Genomic DNA, 19,352 nt, shown 5'->3' on the forward strand with positions numbered 1-19,352 from the left:
TTTATTATTTACTTGCTAACCATTTTTTAAAGTTGGATATGAAATTCAAATAAGCATTCTTATTTTGATAGGCTGGCAATTCAGCTAAAAACACCTGCTTTGGTAAGATAGTCTGCCCCTTTTTAGTTGCAAGGACTATTACTCTTTGTTGATTTTTATTTTTAAACATTTCTTCTGGCAAGACAATAAAGGCATTAAAATTAATATCTTTTTCAATAAACTTTTTAATTTTTTCATCAAAGTTCATTATTTCTTTTGGCATAAGCAAAACTGCAAGACCATCATCTTTTAAATAATTTGTTGCCTGCTCTAAAAATAATAGGGCATTTAGGCTATAACCTTCCTCGCTACATAATTTAAAATTAAGGCTGTTGTCTTCATCAGTATAATAACCATAGGGCGTATCACTAACAATAACATCTTGCTTGGGAATATTTATTTTTTTTAGTCCGTCTTGGTTGATAATATCTACTTTTTGTTCCAGCAAATTAAAAATATTTGCTTGTAGACTAGCATAATCAAAATCTACATCAACAGATGTAAAGTTAGTTTCTAAATTTAATTTTTCCGCTAATGAAAGTAAGAGTGTTCCACTACCACTAGCCAAGTCTGTTACACTAATTTTTTTATCGTCATAAATTTCTTTAACTAGATTAGCTATATAAAAACCTATAATTTCTGGTGTAACATTATAGTTAATATTTTGCAATTCCTTAAAAGATTTTAAAACTAAAAAGTGATAAACTTTTTTTATTTCTTCCTTTGAATAATTATCTACTATTTCAAAATATTCATTATCATCTTCTAACTTTAAATATTTTACAAGTGCCTTTAAATAATTATCACCTGTTTTTGTTTTTATCTCTTCAGTTTTACTATCTATTTTATTAAATAATTTTTCTATATTAGACATATATACTCCTAAATAATTTTATAATTTATATTTTAAGATTAATATAAATCTATCTTATTAAAATATATAGCTAGTCATACTTAAAATTATAACTAGCTAATTTATAATCTTAACTTCCTTTTTCAAACTTTCATTTAATTTGGCTCTTAAATTAGAAAAATCTTCTTTGATAACTACCGTATCAGCTATATAGTCATGTAAACCTTTTTTTCTATTTGTAAAAGCTACTGCTAAATAAGGTAGCAAGAATAATACTTGAGATAAAAATCTTCCTATTATTTCCCTGTAAAAAGTATCTACTAAAGAAAGTTTTTCTCCATTATATTTTTCAACTTTTAATTTTAATAGCATCTTACCTAAAGTTTGAGATAAGAAATAAGTCATAGAAAGGAAATAAAGAAAATAAGTAATGGCAAATAAAATTGTATAATTAAATACTGGTATGCTGTAATCAAAATCTAAAAAACCAAAGGTCAAAGTATTAAGTAATCTTGTTAAATGAATTACAATTAATAAGTCTACTAAGTAGGCTACAAATCTAAGGAAAAATCCTCCATAAAAATTTTTAGAAATACTTAAATATTCATCTAGTGTATTTTCTATTTTTATATCCTTAGCCTTTTTATTATGATTTTCTTCAGTATTTTCTTTTATTTGATTTTCAAAATCTGAAAAATTATTGTTTACTTGTTCAGTAGTTTTAGTAGTTAAATTATTTTCAGCAATATTTTCTTCTTCAATGTAATTAGTTTCTTTTGGGTTATTTTGTTCACTCATAAGTTTACTCCTAACCTAAATAATTTCTTTGGATATTTGTTTCTGCTGATGCAGACTGAATTTCTTTTACTATTGATTTTGATAAACCATTAATAAATCTATTTAACAGTCCTGCATTAACATCAATAGCCTTGTATTCTACCACTTGAGCATTAGATATTTTTTTATCAGCTTCTATATCACTTATTAACTCTTTTTGCGAAGCTATTTTGTCAATCAAACCATTTTTTAGGGCTTGCTCTGCACTATAAATTCTTCCATCTGCTAGAGATAATACTTTTTCCCTATCCATGTTACGACCTTTGGCTATAAGGTCTACAAAACGATTATAAGATTCTAAATTCAGTTCTTTATAAGTTGCAATAGTTGCTTCATTCATATCTTCTGTTAAGCCACCAACTGCTTTTTGTTCTCCTGAACGAATAATTTGATTTTTTATACCGTGTTCATTTAAAAATTGTTGGGCAGAAAGATTACTCATGATTACCCCTATGGAACCTGTAATAGTTTCTTGATGTGCATATATTTTTTTAGCAGCCATAGAAATATAATAACCGCCAGACGCAGCTAAACTTTCCATTGAAACATAAACATCTTTACCACTTTTTACCAAGGCGTTATATAGTTCATTACTTTCATATACACCACCACCTGGACTATCTACTACAAGTAAAATTGCTTTTACATTAGGGTCGTTTTTTGCCATGTGAATTTGGTTGATTACAGAATAAGCCGCTTCTTCATCTGCCATTGCATCATCAATAGTTCCCTTAACTTTTATACGTTGGATTACATTACTGCTATCTCCATCACGTAAAACTATTTTACTACCAGTAATTTCTTTATTAAGTAAAGATTTTACAAATGAATTATCATCAGATTTTTTATTTACAGAAACAGAATTTCCAAAAGATATTGACAATATTAATATTACTACTGATGATATTAATGCTATTAGTCTTTTCTTATTTTTCATTGATTACGCTCCTTGTTTGACACTAAATTTATTGTATTTCTTTAAAAATAATAATTCTGCATTACCTGTAGAACCATTTCTATGTTTTGCGACAATTACTTCTACGGTTGCTACATCTTTATTTTCTGGCATGTCTTCATCCTTATCACGATTATAGTAGTCATCTCGATATAAGAATGCAACAATATCAGCATCTTGCTCTATACTTCCCGATTCACGCAAATCACTCATCATAGGTTTTTTATCTTGACGACTTTCCACACTACGAGATAATTGAGAAAGGGCTATTACTGGACATTCTAATTCCCTTGCCATCTGTTTTAAACTTCTTGAAATTTCTGAAACTTCCTGCTGCCTATTATCAGTTTTTCTTGACCCCTGTAATAGCTGTAAATAATCTATAATTATCAAATCTAAGCCAGACTCATTTTTTAAGGTCTTGCATTTGGCTTTAACTTCATTAACCTTGATAAAGGGACTATCATCTATGTAAATATTTTTATTATTTAAAAAAGCCATACCTACCTCAAGAGCTTGCAGGTCCTCTTGCGACATATTTCCTGTACGAATTTTTTCCGAGTCAACCATACCTTCGCTACAAAGCATACGAGATACTAACTGTTCTGCCCCCATCTCTAGTGAAAATAAAGCTACTGTTTTTTTATTTTCAGGTTTTTCGTTTCGCCCTGCAACATTTAAGGCTATATTAAGTGCGAATGCTGTTTTGCCCATAGACGGACGAGCCGCTAATATAACCAAATCTCCCTTAGAAAAACCATGCAAAATATTATCTAAAGTTGTAAAACCAGTCGGCACTGCATTATTATTTCCATCACCGGTCATCTTAGCGATAATTTCATTAAAAACGTCTTGAGTTACATTTTTTATATCCTTAAATTCAGAAGTTTTTGCTCTTTCTGTCGCTCTTTCTATTTGCTCCATTACCGTTGCAACTATCGAATCAAGGTCAGTTTCTCCATCATTCATTTTTTTAATATTATTTGATAAGACACTCTTGACTTCCCGATAAATAGAATTACGTTTTACTATATTGGCATAATGGCTAACATTTCTTGATGTTGGTGTAATCTCATAAACTTCTACTATATAAATTGAGGCGTCAATATTTCTAAAGGCTCCCTTGCCATAGACTTCACTAAAAATAGTTGCATGGTCGGGTTCTATATTTTCATCATTTAATTTGATTATTGCCCTATAAATTTCTTTATTACGCTCATCTATAAAATCATCTTCTTCTAAAATACCACGAACTTCAACTAGCTTATCAGAATCTATCATCAAGGCTCCTAAAACAGATTGCTCTGCCTGGAGTATTGCCTCATATTCATTATTGTTCATACTTTCTCTCCTTTCTTATAGGATAATGAAATAATTTTTAATTTTAGTAAGAATTTATTTAACTTCTTATTGCAATTTAATTATTAAAATTATTTTTCTACTACATGAACTTTTATCACACCTTCTACTTGGTTGTGCAGTTTTATTTTTACATTTGTGTAGCCTAATGATTGAATACCGTAAGGTAATTCAATTTTTTTCTTGTCAACTTTTAGGTCATGTTGTTTTCTTAATTCTTCTGCTACTTGTTTTGACGAAACTGAACCGAATAGACGACCACCCTCACCAGCTTTTACAAGTATTTTGATTTCTAATTTTGATAATTTTTCTGCGACTTCTTTAGCCTTAGCTAATTCTTCAGCCTTATCTTTTTCTTTACGTTGTTGTTGACCTCTTAATACTGCCATATTGGCATTATTAGCCTCTAAAACTTTTTTATTTGATAAAAGAAATTTTGCATAACCGTCAGCAATTTCTTTGACCTCTCCTTTTTTCCCTTTTCCTTTTACATCTTCAATAAAAATTACTTTCATTTAATTTACCTCACTTTTTAATTTTTTCTTCTTAATTGAATAATTTATTTTGAAATTAATATTTCTTCAATAGCCTTGATAAGTTCAACTTTTACATCTTCTAAATTATCTCCACTTATCTGCGTAGCAGCATTAGATAGATGTCCTCCACCACCCAAACGCTCCATAACAACTTGAACATTTAAGTTGCCTAAAGATCGGGCTGATATTCCTATTTTGTCTTTTCCTAATTTACCCACTACAAAACTAGCATCAATTCCTTTAATTGTTAAAAGTATATCAGCACTCTGAGCAAGCATAACATTAGTATATTCTTTATAGTCAGGAGCAAGAGATACTAAAATGTTATCAGCTATCTGAGTAGCCGAACTAATTATTTCTGCCCTATTAATAAAGTTTTCTAGTGGCTCTTTAAGAATTGCTTTTATTTTTATAGGGTCTGCCCCATTACTTCTTAAATAGGCTGCCACATCGAATGTTCTTGATCCTGTTCTTATAGCAAAATTTTGTGAATCAACAACAATTCCACCCAACATAATGGTTGCAGATAAATTATCTAATCTTTTACCCTTAGCTTGATATTCTATAAGTTCTGCTATAAGTTCAGAAGCTGATGAAGCATAGGGTTCTATATAGGTTAATAGAGGATTAGCAATTATATCTTCCCCTCTTCTGTGGTGGTCGATTATTACTTTTTTGTTAGCCTTATTTAATATGCCTACATCTATTACCCTGTCAGAATCTGACGTATCTACTATTACCAAAGTTGTTAGAGGTGTCATCAAGTCCCAAGCCTTATCGCTATCAACAAAAATTTCAGCTAAATTCTCTTCTTTTTCAATTTCGGTCATTATTTTTTTAATAGTTTCATCCTTATCACTATCATTTAAAACAATGTAACATTCCTTGTTATTAAGTTTTGCAAATTCGTAAATTCCTATACAAGCTCCTATGGCATCAAAGTCTGGTTGAATATGCCCCATAACTATAAGCCTATCACTTTCTTTTACAATATCAGCTAGGGCATTAGAAATGACACGCGCCTTAATACGAGTACGTCTTTCTTGAGGATTGGTTTTTCCTCCATAAAGTCTGATAGTACCGTCAACTTCTTTTATGGCAACTTGGTCGCCCCCTCTTCCTAAAGAAAGGTCTAAGGCTGTTTTGGAAAGTTCTCCCAATTCTGGTAAAAAGTCAGTTCCCAAACCAACACCAACACTAATTGTTACTTGGGTGTCAAATTCTTCTTTTAAATTTCTAATTTCATCTAGTATGGAAAATTTTTCTTTTTCTATAATTTTTAAGTCTTTAATATTAAGTAGACCTAAAAATCTATCTTCATCAGTACGCTTTAGATATACCCCATTTTTCTTAGCCCAATCAGTAAGCATACTTGTTATTTTTGAATCTAGTCTAGTCGCTACTTCATCTTCTAAGCCGTCATAAACTTCTTCTTGATTATCAATATTTATAGACATTACTACTGGTCGAGTATCCCTAAATCTCTGCATAACAACCTTAATTTCTGTAATATCAAAAAAATAAATATATCCACTATCTTTTTTATAGTTTACCCTGAAATATTTGTCTTCTATGATAAACTGGTTGTCGACTGATGCTTCTACTCCAAATAAAGATTTTATTTCTGGGATAACTTCTAATATATTTTCTCCTATAATATCATCTAAGTCTAAGTGCTTATAGATATAATTATTTGCCCATTCAATATTATTTTTTTCATCAATAATAATAATTCCAATAGGAAATTTATTAAGCCCCTTGTCAGAAGAATCCTTAATTTTATTTGTTATTTCGTTTACATACTCCTGATTAGTCTGTTCAATTTTTCTACCATACATATATGCTGGTAAAAACAAGCCAATAATTACAGCAAGATAGACAAAAAAACTGTATATATCAATTAATAATAAAATTATTCCTCCTAGTACCACAAAAGCAGTTGCAATACTAAGATAAAAATTTCCTTTTTTAAACATCTACTTACCTCCTTTATGCCTAGAGTACATTTCTCTAATTTGAAATACAGAATCGACAATTCCAATAATTTCAAATATAGAATTAAATAAATATGCAGATACAGCTAATAGTGTTTTTACAAACATATTATTTTTATTTTTAATTTCTACAAAATAAAAACAAGTGAACAAACCATTTAAGACAAAAATCCAACGGAATATATAAAGAGAATTTTCCAATATTAGTAGGCTCATATCATACTTATTACTTATTAATAGCTGTGCAAAGTACACGATAAAAGATAGTATCACATAGTAAATAGTATATCTTGAACGTACCAAAACATAACTAAACCTAGGAAATACTGGCGTTATTACCTTCTCTTTTGATAAAAATATTAGGCTATAATTTAATAAAATTAAAGAATATAAAAATATGGTAGAAAAGACAAGCGATGGGAAATGCCTTTTTATATCTTCAAAACTTAAACGTAATAAATCAACATCAATATTTGTTTGCAAGCTAACTACGCTTCTTATATATTCATCAATATAGTTTTGAATAGCTTGAGGATTGAAATTGATATAGCCTAATTTTATTAAAATGCTAAAGGATAAACTTATAGAAAAAAATAAAAATACTGCTGTGTAAACTAATATTAATATTTTTGAAAATCTATTAATTATAGAAAAATATATTATTAAAACTATAATAGTGTGTATTATCGTCCAAATAAGAGCATAGTAACTACCGAATAAAAGGGCAATTAATATGGATAATGAGGCAAGTGGTGTGAAAATTTTATAGCCCTTAGCTCCTAGTGTATATATGGCAAGAGAAACAGAAGCTATTCCTGTAATAAGCCATATATTCAAAACAATTCCTAACGAATTGATTAATAAATATGAAATACTGTGTAGCCATATTTTTTTTCTTTCTGGTTCTCTAAAGAAAAATTGTTTACTAAAAATTAATTGTAATTTTTTTTCAAACTTAGCAACTTCATTAGTCAATATAGTTGCCTCCTTAACAATTTGATTAATCTAAAAATTAATCTTATTTTTTAATTTTAATATATCTCAATCATTTTATTATACCCTATTAGTAATTTTTTGGCTAGTATATTGAAAATAAAAGAGCAGTTATCTTACATAGCTATCCTCTTATTTATTCTTTACTCTAAATTTTAATAGAAAAATACTAATTATTGATAATATTAATGTTATTAAAAATATGGATTTATTTTGGTTAAAACCAAGTAGACCATCTTTTAAATGTCTTGCCAAAACAACATATACGTAATCTCCATAATAAATTCCTAAAGCAAAAAAGGCTTGATAAACCCCCATACTTATATTGCGATAATATTTGTCGAAGTATTGCATAGCCATAGAAATTAGAAGATTATAGATACCTCCATAAAAAAAGCCGTTAAAAATATAAGCAACATAAACGATATAGGGATTATTAACATAAAGAGCTACTAAGAAAAATATTATGGCTAATAAGAATGAAAAAATCATAGTTCTTTGAATACCAAATTTTTTAGCAAAATAGGTTCCAGCCAGTATTCCGGCAATTAATTGTGGCAGGGCAAAAACAGTATCCATATAAGCTAACATAAGAGGCGACATTTTCAATTCAACCTTGCCAAAAGTAAGCATATTAGCCCCACTCGTTGAAAATTTTATAAAGGAAACTAATAGGGCTAAAAGACAAATATAAATAAAACTCTTATGTTTGATTACTACTTTTAATTTATCAAATGAAAAAATTTTTTCTGTCGGTATGTAATCTTTCATCTTAAAACTTAAAATAAATGTTAGTAAGGCTAAAAATCCAGCAAAAAGCCACATAAAATTATAATTTTTATATTGGTCATAAGTAAACAGATATTGTATAGGTGCTGCTATAAACTCTGCCAGAAGTGGTGCTACCGATAGGATAGAAACCGACACTACCACTTCATCACTTTCAAATGTTTCTGAAAAAATAACATTAAACATGGCTAGCATGGTAGCTCCAAGACCCAAAGCTAGAGATGAAAAATAAAGGCTATCATAAGAAGGTTTATAAAAAACTAAAAATGATGAAACCACTAAAGTAAATAAGGCTATCTGAATAAAGAATTTTCTTTTCTTTAAAATATCACTTATAACAAACATGGGTAGCCTAACAAATAAACTCATTAAACCATAAGCAGCAGCTATTTGGGCTGCCATTTCTGCCGTTAGGGACAAGCCTCCTTGTTCTGCGGGAGTTATGGCATATAATTTTCTATATGCCCTAATAATACTTATTGTTGACCAAAATAAAACTAAAATCCAAAAAATAATAATTTGATTTTTATTTAATTTATATTTTTTTGTTAAAAAAATAACGACAGCTAAAATTATAAAAATCATTACAATAGAAAATAAAATTTTAATCTTTCTCAATCCTCTCTTATATATTTTCCTATACATTATAGCAAAAAAAATTTTTTTATACTATTTTAATTAATTCAAAACAAAAGTGAGATTATTAATAACCTCACTTTTTAAATTTTATTTTTATTTTATTAAATTCTAATAAGAATTTTAATTTTTTGATTTATATTTTCATTTATAATAAATATTTATTATTTTTTATATAACTATTAAGCTACATTAAAAATTACATTTATAAATTATATTAATTTAAAATTATCTTTGTAAAATAAAATCTTGTAAATAAAAAATTTAATTCTTATTAATAATCTGCTATGCCTAGAGCTATTTTTGCATAGCGAGACATTTTATCCTTTGTCCAAGGTGGATCCCAGATTAATTCAACATCTACTGCTTTTACTTCGTCAATACCTAGCATAGCCATTTCTACCTGTTCAATAATTAGCGGAGCTAGGGGACAACCCATAGAAGTAAGTGTCATTTCTACGATTGCATGACCTTCATCATTCATCTTAACATCGTATAACAAACCAAGATTTACTATATCAATACCTAATTCTGGGTCTATAACCGTTTCTAAAGCCTCAATAACTCTATCTTTTAGTTCTGACATGTGTGCTTCCTTTCTATTTTTTTATTATTATAACATATTTATTTCTTTTCTGGATAGCGTCTAGCTACATCTTTCAATTTTTCAGTAATAATATCCTTGGGGTCTACTCCCATGTGATAACACATAGATAAAGAATAAATTAGAACATCTGCCAACTCATCACAAACTGCCTTTTTGTCAAAATTATTGTCCTGCCACTGAAAATGTTCCAAAAGTTCTGCCGCTTCAATAATAATACTACGAGCCAAATTCGCCTCCGTATTAGATTCTATCCAGCCTCTTTTTTCCCTAAATTCTACAATAGTTTTCTTCAATTCTTCCATAATGTTCCCCCTATAAATTTATTTAATAACTTCCCTATTTTTTAAGTCTGTATGTAGTTTATTAAATTCAAATATTGTCAATGTTTCACTTCTCCTACTAGGTTCTATACCCAAACTTTGACAAGCTGACAACAAAGATTCTTTTTTATCTTTTCCAGAAATTGCAATAAGATTATTCATTAAAGTTTTACGACGCTGAGCAAAACAATTACGTACAAAATTAAAAAATTCTTCTGTATCTGCAATATAAATATCCTTTTCCTTTTTAGTCATAATTTTCACCACTGCACTCTCAACATTAGGAGCTGGGACAAAAACTTTTTTAGGTACGGTAAATAAATATTCAACATCAGTATAATAATTTAATAATATGGTTAAAGAATTATAATCTTTCGTTCCGACTTTAGCATTCAAACGATTAGCAACTTCTTTTTGCATCATAACCACATAACCGTCTATTAAACTTGTATTTTCTAATAAATGAGTTAGGATTGGTGTGGTAATATAATAAGGTAGATTTGCAACTACCATAATCTTAGAACAAGTAGAAAATTTTTCCTTAATAATTTTATCAACATCAACCTTTAATATATCCTTATTAATGATTTTTACATTATCATAAGCAGCTAAGGTATCTGCCAAAATCGGCAATAATCTGCCGTCTATTTCAAAAGAAATCACCTCTTTTGCTGACTTGGCTAAAACTTCTGTTAAAGAACCAATACCAGAACCTATTTCTATAACTCCAGTATCCTTATCAATACTAGCTGAATTAACTATTTTATTTAAAATATTACTATCAATTAAAAAATTTTGACCTAAACTCTTCTTAAAATTAAAATTATATTTTTTTAAAATTTGAAAAGTTTTTTTAGAAGTTCCTATCATACATAATCCTCTATCTTTTTCATCGTTTCTATCAATTTTTCTTTAGAAATACTATACATATTCAACTTATTTAGTAGCTGTTTGCCATTTGTATATTCAATATTCAGCTCTTCACACAACTTTTCCCTAAGTATTTTTGACAAGCTACCCCCAACCAAACCAAGTTCTATCAACAAATCATTACTTATATCGTATTTCAGCTCACTAGCAGGAGTATAACATTTTTCCAAAGCAAAAATAATATCTTCCTTGCTCGCAGCTTCGATACCTATTTTACCCTTACTATCAATAGCTTTTTTACTAGAAATATAAGCATGCTTAGCAGTAGGAATATGACGTTCAATTATATTTCTAATTCTCTTGCCAGCATAATCAGGGTCAGTTAAAACTATTATACCACGATTTTTATTTAAAACTTTTAATCTTTCCAATTTTTCTCTAGTAATAGCTGACCCGTTCGTTTCAAAAGTATCACAATCAAAAGCTTCTTTCACCCTATTTGTATCATCTCTTCCTTCAACTACAATAATTTCTCTTATTCTCATTTCTTATCCTTAAAAAATTTATTCTACTTATAATAACACATTTCAAAATTCCTAACAATTAAAAAATAAAGTTTTAAATTTTAAAATATAATTTTTCAGCAAAAAATATAATTTTGATAATTTCAAATTAAAAATAATTTTTACTATAAGAAATAAATAAAAAACTACTTAAAATTTTTAAAAATATACTAGCTCTTATCAATTAAAAAACAAAATAAAAATTATTAATTTTCTTTATACATTCTAGCAAACTATTTCATATTTTATTGTATTGACTAGGCTTATTTTTACTAGTTATAATTAATTTGTAACAAATAATAAAATAAAATTTGGAGGTTATTATTTAATGACTAATAATTGGTTAAACTTAGAAAATAAAGTAGCAGTAGTAACAGGTGCTTTAGCTGGAATGGGTTCAAAAATTTGTAAAAAATTTGCTATGCAAGGAACAAATGTTGTCTTAGTAGATTTATTAGTAGACAAAGCAAGAGAGTAGGCTAAAGAACTTAACACTAAATACCGAGTAAAAACTTTAGAAATTAAATGTAATACTACAAGTGAAGAATCGGTAGACGCGGCAGTGAAATTAGTAAAGGAAGAATTTTGACGTGTCGATATTTTAGTAGACGTGTTGATATTTTAGTAAATACAGTAGCGATTTTACACTTTGCTCCATTTGAAGATTTAGATATGGCTGATTATGATGCAACTATCAACGTAAACATCAAGGGATATTTCTTAATGACACAAGGTTTTGGATGTGTAACGATTGAACAAAAATACGGAAATATAGTTCACATATCATCAATAGCTCCTCACTTCCCAGAAAGATACTCTGGTGCATACACAATGACAAAAGCAGCAGTAAATATGTTATCTAAACAAGTTGCAGCTTAGTGGGGAAAACATGGAGTAAGAAGTAATTTTATCCTACCTTGCTTTGTACAAACTCCATTATCAGCCAGTTTTTATGCTGACCAAGAAGTAGAAGAAGGACGTAAACGACTAACAGCTTCTAAACGTATAGGTAATGTTCAAGATGTAGCTAACGCTGTTCTTTACTTATCAAGCGACCTCTATAATTATACAAACGCTACAAGATTTACGATTATAAGGTGTCTTTGATATTATAATGGGTGATATGACACCAAAACCAGGTGGCAGACGTGGTTAAGCAATAGAATATTTAAAAAATAGAAAAAAATAAAAGAAGTGGAAAATTTCCACTTCTTTTATTTTAATTTACTGTGTGAATTTGAATATATAAAGTAAACAGCTAATCCAATAAACAACCATACAAAGAAGATTAACCAAGTTAATGAACTAACAGTAAATAATAATAAAAATCCGAATATTAAAATAGCTATTCCTGGCAATACTGGAACTGCTGGCATAACAAATCCTCTTTTAGTATCTGGATGTGTTTTTCTAAATACTATTGTTGAATAAGAAACTAACATGAATCCTATCATAGAAGATACATTTGCTATTTCTGATAATTGATCAAGAGGTAAAAAGCCTGTAAAAATAGCAGCGGAAATACCTACTAACCAAGTTATAGTACTAGGTACATGTTTTTTGTTAACACTAGTTAAAGCTTTAGGTAACAAGCCGTCACGAGCCATTGTAAAACCAATCCTAGCACTTGCAAAAATGAATGACAAGACTCCTGCCATAAGTCCTATGGTCGCTCCTAGAGAAATTATACCTGCAACTTTGGTTTGACCAACTTTATTTAAAACATAAACAAGAGCATTACCTGAACCTAATTCAGAATAATGAACTGCTCCCGTTAAAACAAGACAAACCATCATATAAATTATAGTACATATTAATAACGTGATAATAATTGCCCTAGGCATGGTTTTTTCAGGATTGATTGTTTCTTCTGATGAAGTTGATATAGCATCAAAACCTAAATAAGCAAAGAATACAGTTGTCGCACCTAACATTACACCATTAACCCCAGTAGGAGCAAAATTATCAGTCAAATTATGTGGTTGAACATAGAAAGCACCTACTATAATAAATAAAACTACTACTCCTATTTTTATAAATACCAAAAAATTATTGATAATTTTACTTTCACTTGTTCCTCTTGAAATAATAAATGTAAGTAGCAATACAAGTAATATAGCAGGGATATTCCCATAACCGCCTTCTTTTGGTATGTTTAAAAATTCCTCTGGCAGGTTTATATTTAAGCCTGCTAGTAATGAATTAAAATATTTTGACCAACCAGCAGCAACAGCGGCGGCAATAATTATATAACCCCCCATAAGTACCCAACCTATTCCGTAAGCACCAATTTCTCCAATTGAAACATACATGTAAGTATAAGTACTACCACTAGATGGTAAAGCAGAAGCCATTTCTGCATAACATAAAGCTACAATTGTACAAGCAATACCTGCTATTAAAAAAGAAAAAATTATAGCTGGTCCTGCACTAGCTGAGGCTATACCTGTAAGAACCATTACTCCAGAACCAATAATTGCACCTAAACCAAATAAAATTAAGTCTATTGTTTTCAGTGTGGGAGTAAGGGTTTTTTTCTTATTTTCATTCAGTATATTTGTAATAGATTTTTTTCTAAAAATACTCATATTAATATCCTCCTTTTAATAAATATAAACACAGTATAAACTGTTTTAAAATTATAACAGAAAAGAAAAGAAAAGAAAAGTGAAATATGCTTTTTAATTTTTAAAATAATTATATTGTTATTTTAAATTAAAAGTTATTATCATATTTATAATATTAATATGAGAAATAAAAATGTTTAGTTTAAACTATTTCTATTTTAGAAAGCTTTTGCTACTTCTACATATTCATATCCTAAATCATCCGCTACTGCTTTGTAAGTTACATGACCATTTAGAGTATTTACTCCACCTGCTAATTCAGGAAAACGTTCAATTGCTCTTTCTAATCCTAGGTTTGCAATAACTTTAATATATTTAGAAGTTGCATTACATAAAGCATGAGATGATGTGATTGGTACAGCCCCAGGAATGTTAGCTACAGAATAATGTAAAATTCCTTCTTCTACAAATATTGGTTCAGAGTGGCTTGTCGCACGTCCTTCAGTATATTCTGTTGACCCACCTTGATCAATAGCTACATCAACAATTACAGAACCTTTTTGCATACTTGCTACCATTTCTTTTGTTACTAATTTAGGTGCTTTAGCTCCAGGAATTAATACAGTAGAAATTACTAAGTCTGCATTTTTTACTGCTTGAGCTATGTTTGCTTTTGTTGAATATAGAGTTTCTATATCACGACCAAATTGGTTAGATAATTCTGTTAATCTATCAATATTAACGTCTAATACTGTAACGTTTGCTCCAAGACCAACAGCAGCTGTTGTAGCAGCAGAACCAGCAATACCTGCACCTACAACTACAACTTTACCAACTTTAACACCTGGCACACCTTGAATTAATAATCCTTTTCCTCCATGAGGTTTTGTTAAGAATCTTACACCTTCTTGAACAGCCATTCTTCCTGCTACTTCACTCATCGGTCTTAGTAATGGTAAACCTCTTCCAACTCTAACTGTTTCAAAAGCTATACCTGTTACTTTACTATCTACAAGTGCTTTTGTTAGGTGTGGTTCGGCGGCTAAATGTAAATAAGTATAAATTAATTGCCCTTCTCTAAAGTATTTGTATTCAGATTCTAGTGGTTCTTTAACTTTGTATATTAGTTCAGCTTTGCTCCATACTTCTTCTGCTGTATCTAATAAAATAGCTCCTGATGCTTCATACTCAGAGTCAGTAATTCCTGAACCTAATCCTGCTCCTTTCTCGACGAACACTTCATGTCCAGCTGAAACAAGTTCTTGTACTATTCCTGGTACAGCCGAAACTCTGTTCTCGTTATTTTTTATTTCTGTTGGTATTCCTATTTTCATTATACCCCTCCTTAGTATTTTGTTTTGTACATTTATATTCTAACATAAGCATAGCATTTTGAAAACACTTTATTTTATGAATTAATTTTATCAAAATGTTTATTTTCAATACATCATTCTATTATTTGAAATGTGTTTTGTAAATTAATAGTCTACTGTATTATATTTTTCCAATAAAATAAACCTTATAAAGTCCTAATGCAACTAATTAATTACTATATATCTCCTATATAAAAATATTGAACTTAGGTACAAAATAAATTATCATAAAATTTTTCTCCACTATAATTATTACCCATTTTTAATACTTGACATATTTTAATTAGATTCTTTCTTGTATTAAATTATAATTACTAAATCATTGCAATGTAGGAAAAACATCTTTTTTAAAAATTTTGACATTTCATTAATTATAACATTATTTTTATACATAAATATTTTATCTGAAATAAATTAAAAAATTGATTTTAAATTTTTTTGACAAATATATCTACCATCTTTAAAAATTTTTAAAACTTTCTATAGTAGCTAAATTAAAAATAAAAATTAATTATTTCTATTTAAAAGCAATTATACTTTATAAACAAAAAATATTTTAAAGGATTATATATTTTATAAAACTTACTGACCTACTTTCTCCAGTAAATTGTTTGAATTCTGTGGCATCTTGATAAATCATCATGTCAAGACCGTTTATTATTTCTTTACAGCCAGCTTCTTTTGATAATTCCATTGTTTTAGTTTCACGAGGATTGTAATACATTCGTTAACTACTAAATCTTTTTTGAAGAATGATACATCAGGAATTACTGATTCTTCTTGAGGTTTCATTCCTACTCCAGTAACTTGAACAAAAAGTCGCTTTGGTTCATTTTTTCTTTAAATAAATCAAGATTATAAAAAGTACATAGTTATGCTGTTCAATCTGTTGTTTCGTTGATTTTTGCTACCCGTTTTTTCATAGGTTCAAAGTATTTGTCTTCCAGTGAGACGATATTAATTTTTCCTACTCCATTAATAGCCGTTTTAGAGATGATACTTGTTGCTAGATCAGTCGCACCTAAAATAGTTAAAGTTTTCCCTTTTGTATTATATCTTCTTTCTTCAAGAGCCATTATACAACCTGTTCCATCAGTAGTATCTCCTAGTAAGTGTTCATTGTTATTTACTAATGTATTAACCTCTCCTTCCAGTTTTACAACTGGCGTTAAGTCGTCAATGAATTACGGACTTTTTGTGAATTTGAGTTCATAAAAATAAAAGCTCCTAAAATTAATTTTTTCACTGTTATTGTACACCCTAAATTTTCTATTGTCTAATTAATAAAAACAATAAAATTAATAGATTTTTTTCATACTTTGATATATAATCAAATTTAAATATTATTTAAATATAAAAATGGAGGCTATTAATATGAATCTATTTCATCTTAAATATTTTATTAAATTAGCAGAGTTAGAACATTATACCAAAGCGGCAAAAGAATTAAATATAACTCAGCCCAGCCTTAGTCATGCAATAGCTAGCTTAGAAGAAGAAATAAATGTAAAACTCTTTGAAAAAAAAGGTAGAAATATTATTCTTACAAAAACTGGAAACATATTTTTTAATATAATTAAAGCTGCAGTTACCAATATAGATGACGCCGTTGATTATGTACAAAAAATAAATGCTGGAGATGGATTAATAAATATTGGATTTTTAAGGACCTTAGGTGTATCTTCAATACCTACCTTATGTAGAAAATTTAAAGAAGATAATAAGGACAAGGAAATTAATTTTAACTTTTATAACGGTTTTTCAGAAAGATTGATAGCAGGCTTAAAAAGTGGCGAGTATGATGTAGTATTTACATCTAAAATAAATAGTGATGAGTCTATAGAATATGTCCCCTTAGGAAAACAAGAACTTCTTTTAATAACTCCTAAAAATCATGAGTTAAGCGACAGAAACACTGTAAGTTTAGAAGAAATTTTAAAATATGATTTTGTAGGTTTCCAAAAAAATACAGGTTTAAACAATATAATTATGCCCAACTTTGCAAAAATAAAAAAATACCCTCATATAAAATACACAGCAGAAGAAGACCAAGTAGTTGCTGGTTTGGTTGCACAAGGATTTGGAATTTCTATAGTTCCAGATATGCCAATTTTAGAAAGTTTAGATCTTAATAAAATACACATAGAAGACATAGAACAAAATAGAATTTTTTATCTAGCCTATTTAAAAGACCCGGTGAACATACCTGTTGTTTATGAATTTATAAAATATGTAAGTAATTATAAATTAAGTAAATATATAAAAACATATTAAAGGCTTGCTAAATTTTAGCAACTTTTTTATTTATAAATTTTTTCTTGTATTAGTATTAATTGTCCATAGGCAGCGGTTATTATAATATCTGGATTTAAAATTTTTAATTCATTAAATACTTCTTCATCATGGCTAATATTAATAGGTTGTAAAACTTTTATATTATGTTCTTCTGCTAATACTTTTACAGGAGAAGGAGTTAGTATTTTTTTTCTCCCTATTTTTTTATCTGCTTGTGTTATTACTAAATCGACACCAAAATCATCTATCAACATTTTCAGCATTGGAACTGAAAAATTAGGTGTTCCCATAAATGCTATTTTTTTATTTTTCATAACAAATATTCTCCTGAAATTTAATCATAATAATTATACTATGCTATTAAAAAAAAATCAAAAAATGCCCTTATAAAAAGAAAAATACCAAATTCATTTTAAAATTTGGTATTTTATATTTATTTACAATTTAATTATATCTCTGGCTATTTTATCCAAATTATTTATATTTATAAAAGTATTTGTAATAAAATATGCTTGTTTAGAGTTTATCGAATTTTCCGTAGCTTGTCTAGCAATATTAAAATTATTTTCAGTAACAAGTATTTTTTCAGAAATTAACTCAATATCTTCTTTTCTACATTAAATAATTTTGAAAAAGTTATGTTTTAAGTCCTAACATACATATAACCATCATAAATAGCATATTATCATAAGATTTATTTATAAACTAATCTTTTTATAATTAAAATATATCCTAAATAAAAATAAACCATCATATATTCAACATAGTAAGTATTATATATCTAATAATTTCTCATCTCTTACAAAGACATTTTTATTAAATCTATTAATTTGAGAAACACATAACTAAGCTAGATGAAATTATTTAGTGCTTATTTATAACTTAAAATTTTTCTATTCACTTGAATTAATACTTATTATTAAGCACATTTCTATTTCTAATTATTTTATATTAAAATAATTAGTTATTTTTTATTATTACTAATTATTATAGTTCTAAATAAAATTCTACAAAAATTTATTTTTAATTTAAGGTCAATATATGCTATAATATTTAAGATAATTTTTGAAAGGATAAAAAATGAGCGACATTAAAAATAATAAAGGTTTAGTTACAGAAGAAAAAGTTATTTTTCGTGTTTGTGATGAATGCCTTGGCGTAAACTTAAAAACTTTAATACCAAAACTTAAAAAGAAGGCTCCCAATGCTGAATTTATTATAGGATGTCAATCTTATTGTGGACCGGGTAGAAAACAAACTTTTACTCTGGTAAATAGTAGAATTTGTATAGCCGATACAGAAATTGAATTAATGCCTCTTGTTGATGAAAAATTAAAGGAAAAAGTATCAGCTGAAGATGAGGAAAAATATTATAAACGCATGCAACGCAGGCTAGAAAGAACTTTTTACTTTGTTGTGCCAGAAAATACCACAATAAAAAGAAATGAAAATTTTTCAATTACTAAAGAGGGAATTATTGCAAGAAAAGCCAGCAGGTCATTCTTGGATAAGGTGGAAATATCTTCTAATCTTGACACGAGTAAAGAAGGGGTTTATGAAATTATATATTCAGTTGATATAGAAGGAAAACACTATACGAGAACTAGATTAATTACAGTAGAATAGAGTATATTATATCCTAATAAAATATTAACAATTCAAAAAATTTTTACTCTACTCTAAAAAACATAAAATTATATTAATAATTAGAAAAAGAAAATTCTAAAATTATTTACTTTTATGAAATCTGTGTTATAATAAAGCTA

20 protein-coding genes and 2 pseudogenes are annotated in these 19,352 nt (G+C 28.1%); 5 read left to right on the top strand and 17 right to left on the bottom strand.

What is annotated here, in order from left to right; all coding sequences use genetic code 11:
- Positions 1-4: 4 nt before the first annotated feature.
- The 12 genes from KMP11_RS04750 to rnmV form a co-directional block, all read right to left on the bottom strand.
- Positions 5-913, bottom strand: coding sequence for a class I SAM-dependent methyltransferase (locus tag KMP11_RS04750; RefSeq protein ID WP_216279589.1), 909 nt, complete (start codon positions 911-913; stop codon positions 5-7).
- 96 nt (positions 914-1,009) lie between these two features.
- Positions 1,010-1,690: an RDD family protein gene (locus KMP11_RS04755; protein WP_215756273.1), complete on the bottom strand. Its 681-nt coding sequence runs from the start codon at positions 1,688-1,690 to the stop codon at positions 1,010-1,012.
- 10 nt (positions 1,691-1,700) lie between these two features.
- The gene (gene sppA, locus KMP11_RS04760) at positions 1,701-2,666 is read right to left on the bottom strand and encodes a signal peptide peptidase SppA (RefSeq protein WP_215756272.1); all 966 of its coding nucleotides are present in this window, start codon (positions 2,664-2,666) and stop codon (positions 1,701-1,703) included.
- Between the two features lie 3 nt (positions 2,667-2,669).
- On the bottom strand, positions 2,670-4,025 hold the full coding sequence (dnaB, locus tag KMP11_RS04765) for a replicative DNA helicase (protein ID WP_216279590.1): 1,356 nt from the start codon (positions 4,023-4,025) through the stop codon (positions 2,670-2,672).
- Between the two features lie 89 nt (positions 4,026-4,114).
- Entirely contained in the window at positions 4,115-4,558 is a 444-nt protein-coding gene (rplI, locus tag KMP11_RS04770) for a 50S ribosomal protein L9 (protein WP_215756270.1), read from the bottom strand.
- Between the two features lie 44 nt (positions 4,559-4,602).
- Entirely contained in the window at positions 4,603-6,555 is a 1,953-nt protein-coding gene (locus KMP11_RS04775) for a DHH family phosphoesterase (RefSeq protein WP_216279591.1), read from the bottom strand.
- Positions 6,556-7,548: a YybS family protein gene (locus KMP11_RS04780; RefSeq protein ID WP_215756268.1), complete on the bottom strand. Its 993-nt coding sequence runs from the start codon at positions 7,546-7,548 to the stop codon at positions 6,556-6,558. It lies immediately after the preceding gene.
- Between the two features lie 150 nt (positions 7,549-7,698).
- On the bottom strand, positions 7,699-8,940 hold the full coding sequence (locus KMP11_RS04785; RefSeq protein ID WP_252344679.1) for an MFS transporter: 1,242 nt from the start codon (positions 8,938-8,940) through the stop codon (positions 7,699-7,701).
- A gap of 325 nt (positions 8,941-9,265) precedes the next feature.
- Complete coding sequence (locus KMP11_RS04790) at positions 9,266-9,577, bottom strand: metal-sulfur cluster assembly factor (RefSeq protein ID WP_215756266.1); 312 nt, start codon at positions 9,575-9,577, stop codon at positions 9,266-9,268.
- Between the two features lie 38 nt (positions 9,578-9,615).
- The gene (locus KMP11_RS04795; RefSeq protein ID WP_216279592.1) at positions 9,616-9,900 is read right to left on the bottom strand and encodes a nucleotide pyrophosphohydrolase; all 285 of its coding nucleotides are present in this window, start codon (positions 9,898-9,900) and stop codon (positions 9,616-9,618) included.
- Positions 9,901-9,918: 18 nt separating this feature from the next.
- On the bottom strand, positions 9,919-10,788 hold the full coding sequence (gene rsmA / locus KMP11_RS04800; protein WP_216279593.1) for a 16S rRNA (adenine(1518)-N(6)/adenine(1519)-N(6))-dimethyltransferase RsmA: 870 nt from the start codon (positions 10,786-10,788) through the stop codon (positions 9,919-9,921).
- The gene (rnmV, locus tag KMP11_RS04805; protein ID WP_216279594.1) at positions 10,785-11,333 is read right to left on the bottom strand and encodes a ribonuclease M5; all 549 of its coding nucleotides are present in this window, start codon (positions 11,331-11,333) and stop codon (positions 10,785-10,787) included. The genes rsmA and rnmV overlap by 4 nt, the downstream gene beginning before the upstream one ends.
- A 346-nt stretch (positions 11,334-11,679) precedes the next feature.
- Between rnmV and KMP11_RS04810 the strand changes: the two genes are divergently transcribed.
- Positions 11,680-11,829 carry an SDR family NAD(P)-dependent oxidoreductase gene (locus KMP11_RS04810; protein ID WP_215756262.1) on the top strand — a complete coding sequence of 50 codons (150 nt, stop codon included), beginning with the start codon at positions 11,680-11,682 and terminating at the stop codon, positions 11,827-11,829.
- A gap of 107 nt (positions 11,830-11,936) precedes the next feature.
- Positions 11,937-12,458: pseudogene (locus KMP11_RS07670) on the top strand (SDR family NAD(P)-dependent oxidoreductase).
- A 107-nt stretch (positions 12,459-12,565) separates the two neighbouring features.
- Here KMP11_RS07670 and KMP11_RS04825 read toward each other — a convergent pair.
- The 4 genes from KMP11_RS04825 to KMP11_RS04840 all read right to left on the bottom strand — a co-directional run bounded on the left by KMP11_RS04825 (position 12,566) and on the right by KMP11_RS04840 (position 16,367).
- Positions 12,566-13,939 (bottom strand): amino acid permease, encoded by a 1,374-nt coding sequence (locus KMP11_RS04825; protein ID WP_215756260.1) that lies wholly within the window; start codon positions 13,937-13,939, stop codon positions 12,566-12,568.
- A gap of 197 nt (positions 13,940-14,136) precedes the next feature.
- Positions 14,137-15,252 carry an alanine dehydrogenase gene (gene ald / locus KMP11_RS04830; protein ID WP_215756259.1) on the bottom strand — a complete coding sequence of 372 codons (1,116 nt, stop codon included), beginning with the start codon at positions 15,250-15,252 and terminating at the stop codon, positions 14,137-14,139.
- Between the two features lie 595 nt (positions 15,253-15,847).
- Complete coding sequence (locus tag KMP11_RS04835; RefSeq protein ID WP_215756258.1) at positions 15,848-16,015, bottom strand: hypothetical protein; 168 nt, start codon at positions 16,013-16,015, stop codon at positions 15,848-15,850.
- A gap of 157 nt (positions 16,016-16,172) precedes the next feature.
- Entirely contained in the window at positions 16,173-16,367 is a 195-nt protein-coding gene (locus tag KMP11_RS04840) for a hypothetical protein (protein WP_216279596.1), read from the bottom strand.
- Between the two features lie 298 nt (positions 16,368-16,665).
- Between KMP11_RS04840 and KMP11_RS04845 the strand changes: the two genes are divergently transcribed.
- Positions 16,666-17,565: a LysR family transcriptional regulator gene (locus KMP11_RS04845; RefSeq protein WP_216279597.1), complete on the top strand. Its 900-nt coding sequence runs from the start codon at positions 16,666-16,668 to the stop codon at positions 17,563-17,565.
- 26 nt (positions 17,566-17,591) lie between these two features.
- Here the strand turns inward: KMP11_RS04845 and KMP11_RS04850 are convergent, their stop codons facing one another.
- A complete protein-coding gene (locus KMP11_RS04850; protein WP_216279598.1) occupies positions 17,592-17,900 on the bottom strand; it encodes a methionyl-tRNA formyltransferase in 309 nt (102 codons plus the stop codon).
- Positions 17,901-18,666: 766 nt separating this feature from the next.
- Here KMP11_RS04850 and KMP11_RS07945 point away from each other — a divergent pair.
- Positions 18,667-18,987, top strand: a pseudogene (locus KMP11_RS07945) (DUF5011 domain-containing protein); the annotation flags it as partial.
- Positions 18,967-19,212 carry an immunoglobulin-like domain-containing protein gene (locus KMP11_RS07950; protein WP_371741372.1) on the top strand — a complete coding sequence of 82 codons (246 nt, stop codon included), beginning with the start codon at positions 18,967-18,969 and terminating at the stop codon, positions 19,210-19,212. The pseudogene KMP11_RS07945 and the gene KMP11_RS07950, both read left to right, overlap by 21 nt.
- The last annotated feature ends 140 nt before the right edge of the window (positions 19,213-19,352 follow it).

The organism is Gemella sp. zg-570 (genome assembly GCF_018866345.1).
Taxonomy (GTDB): Bacteria; Bacillota; Bacilli; order Staphylococcales; family Gemellaceae; genus Gemelliphila.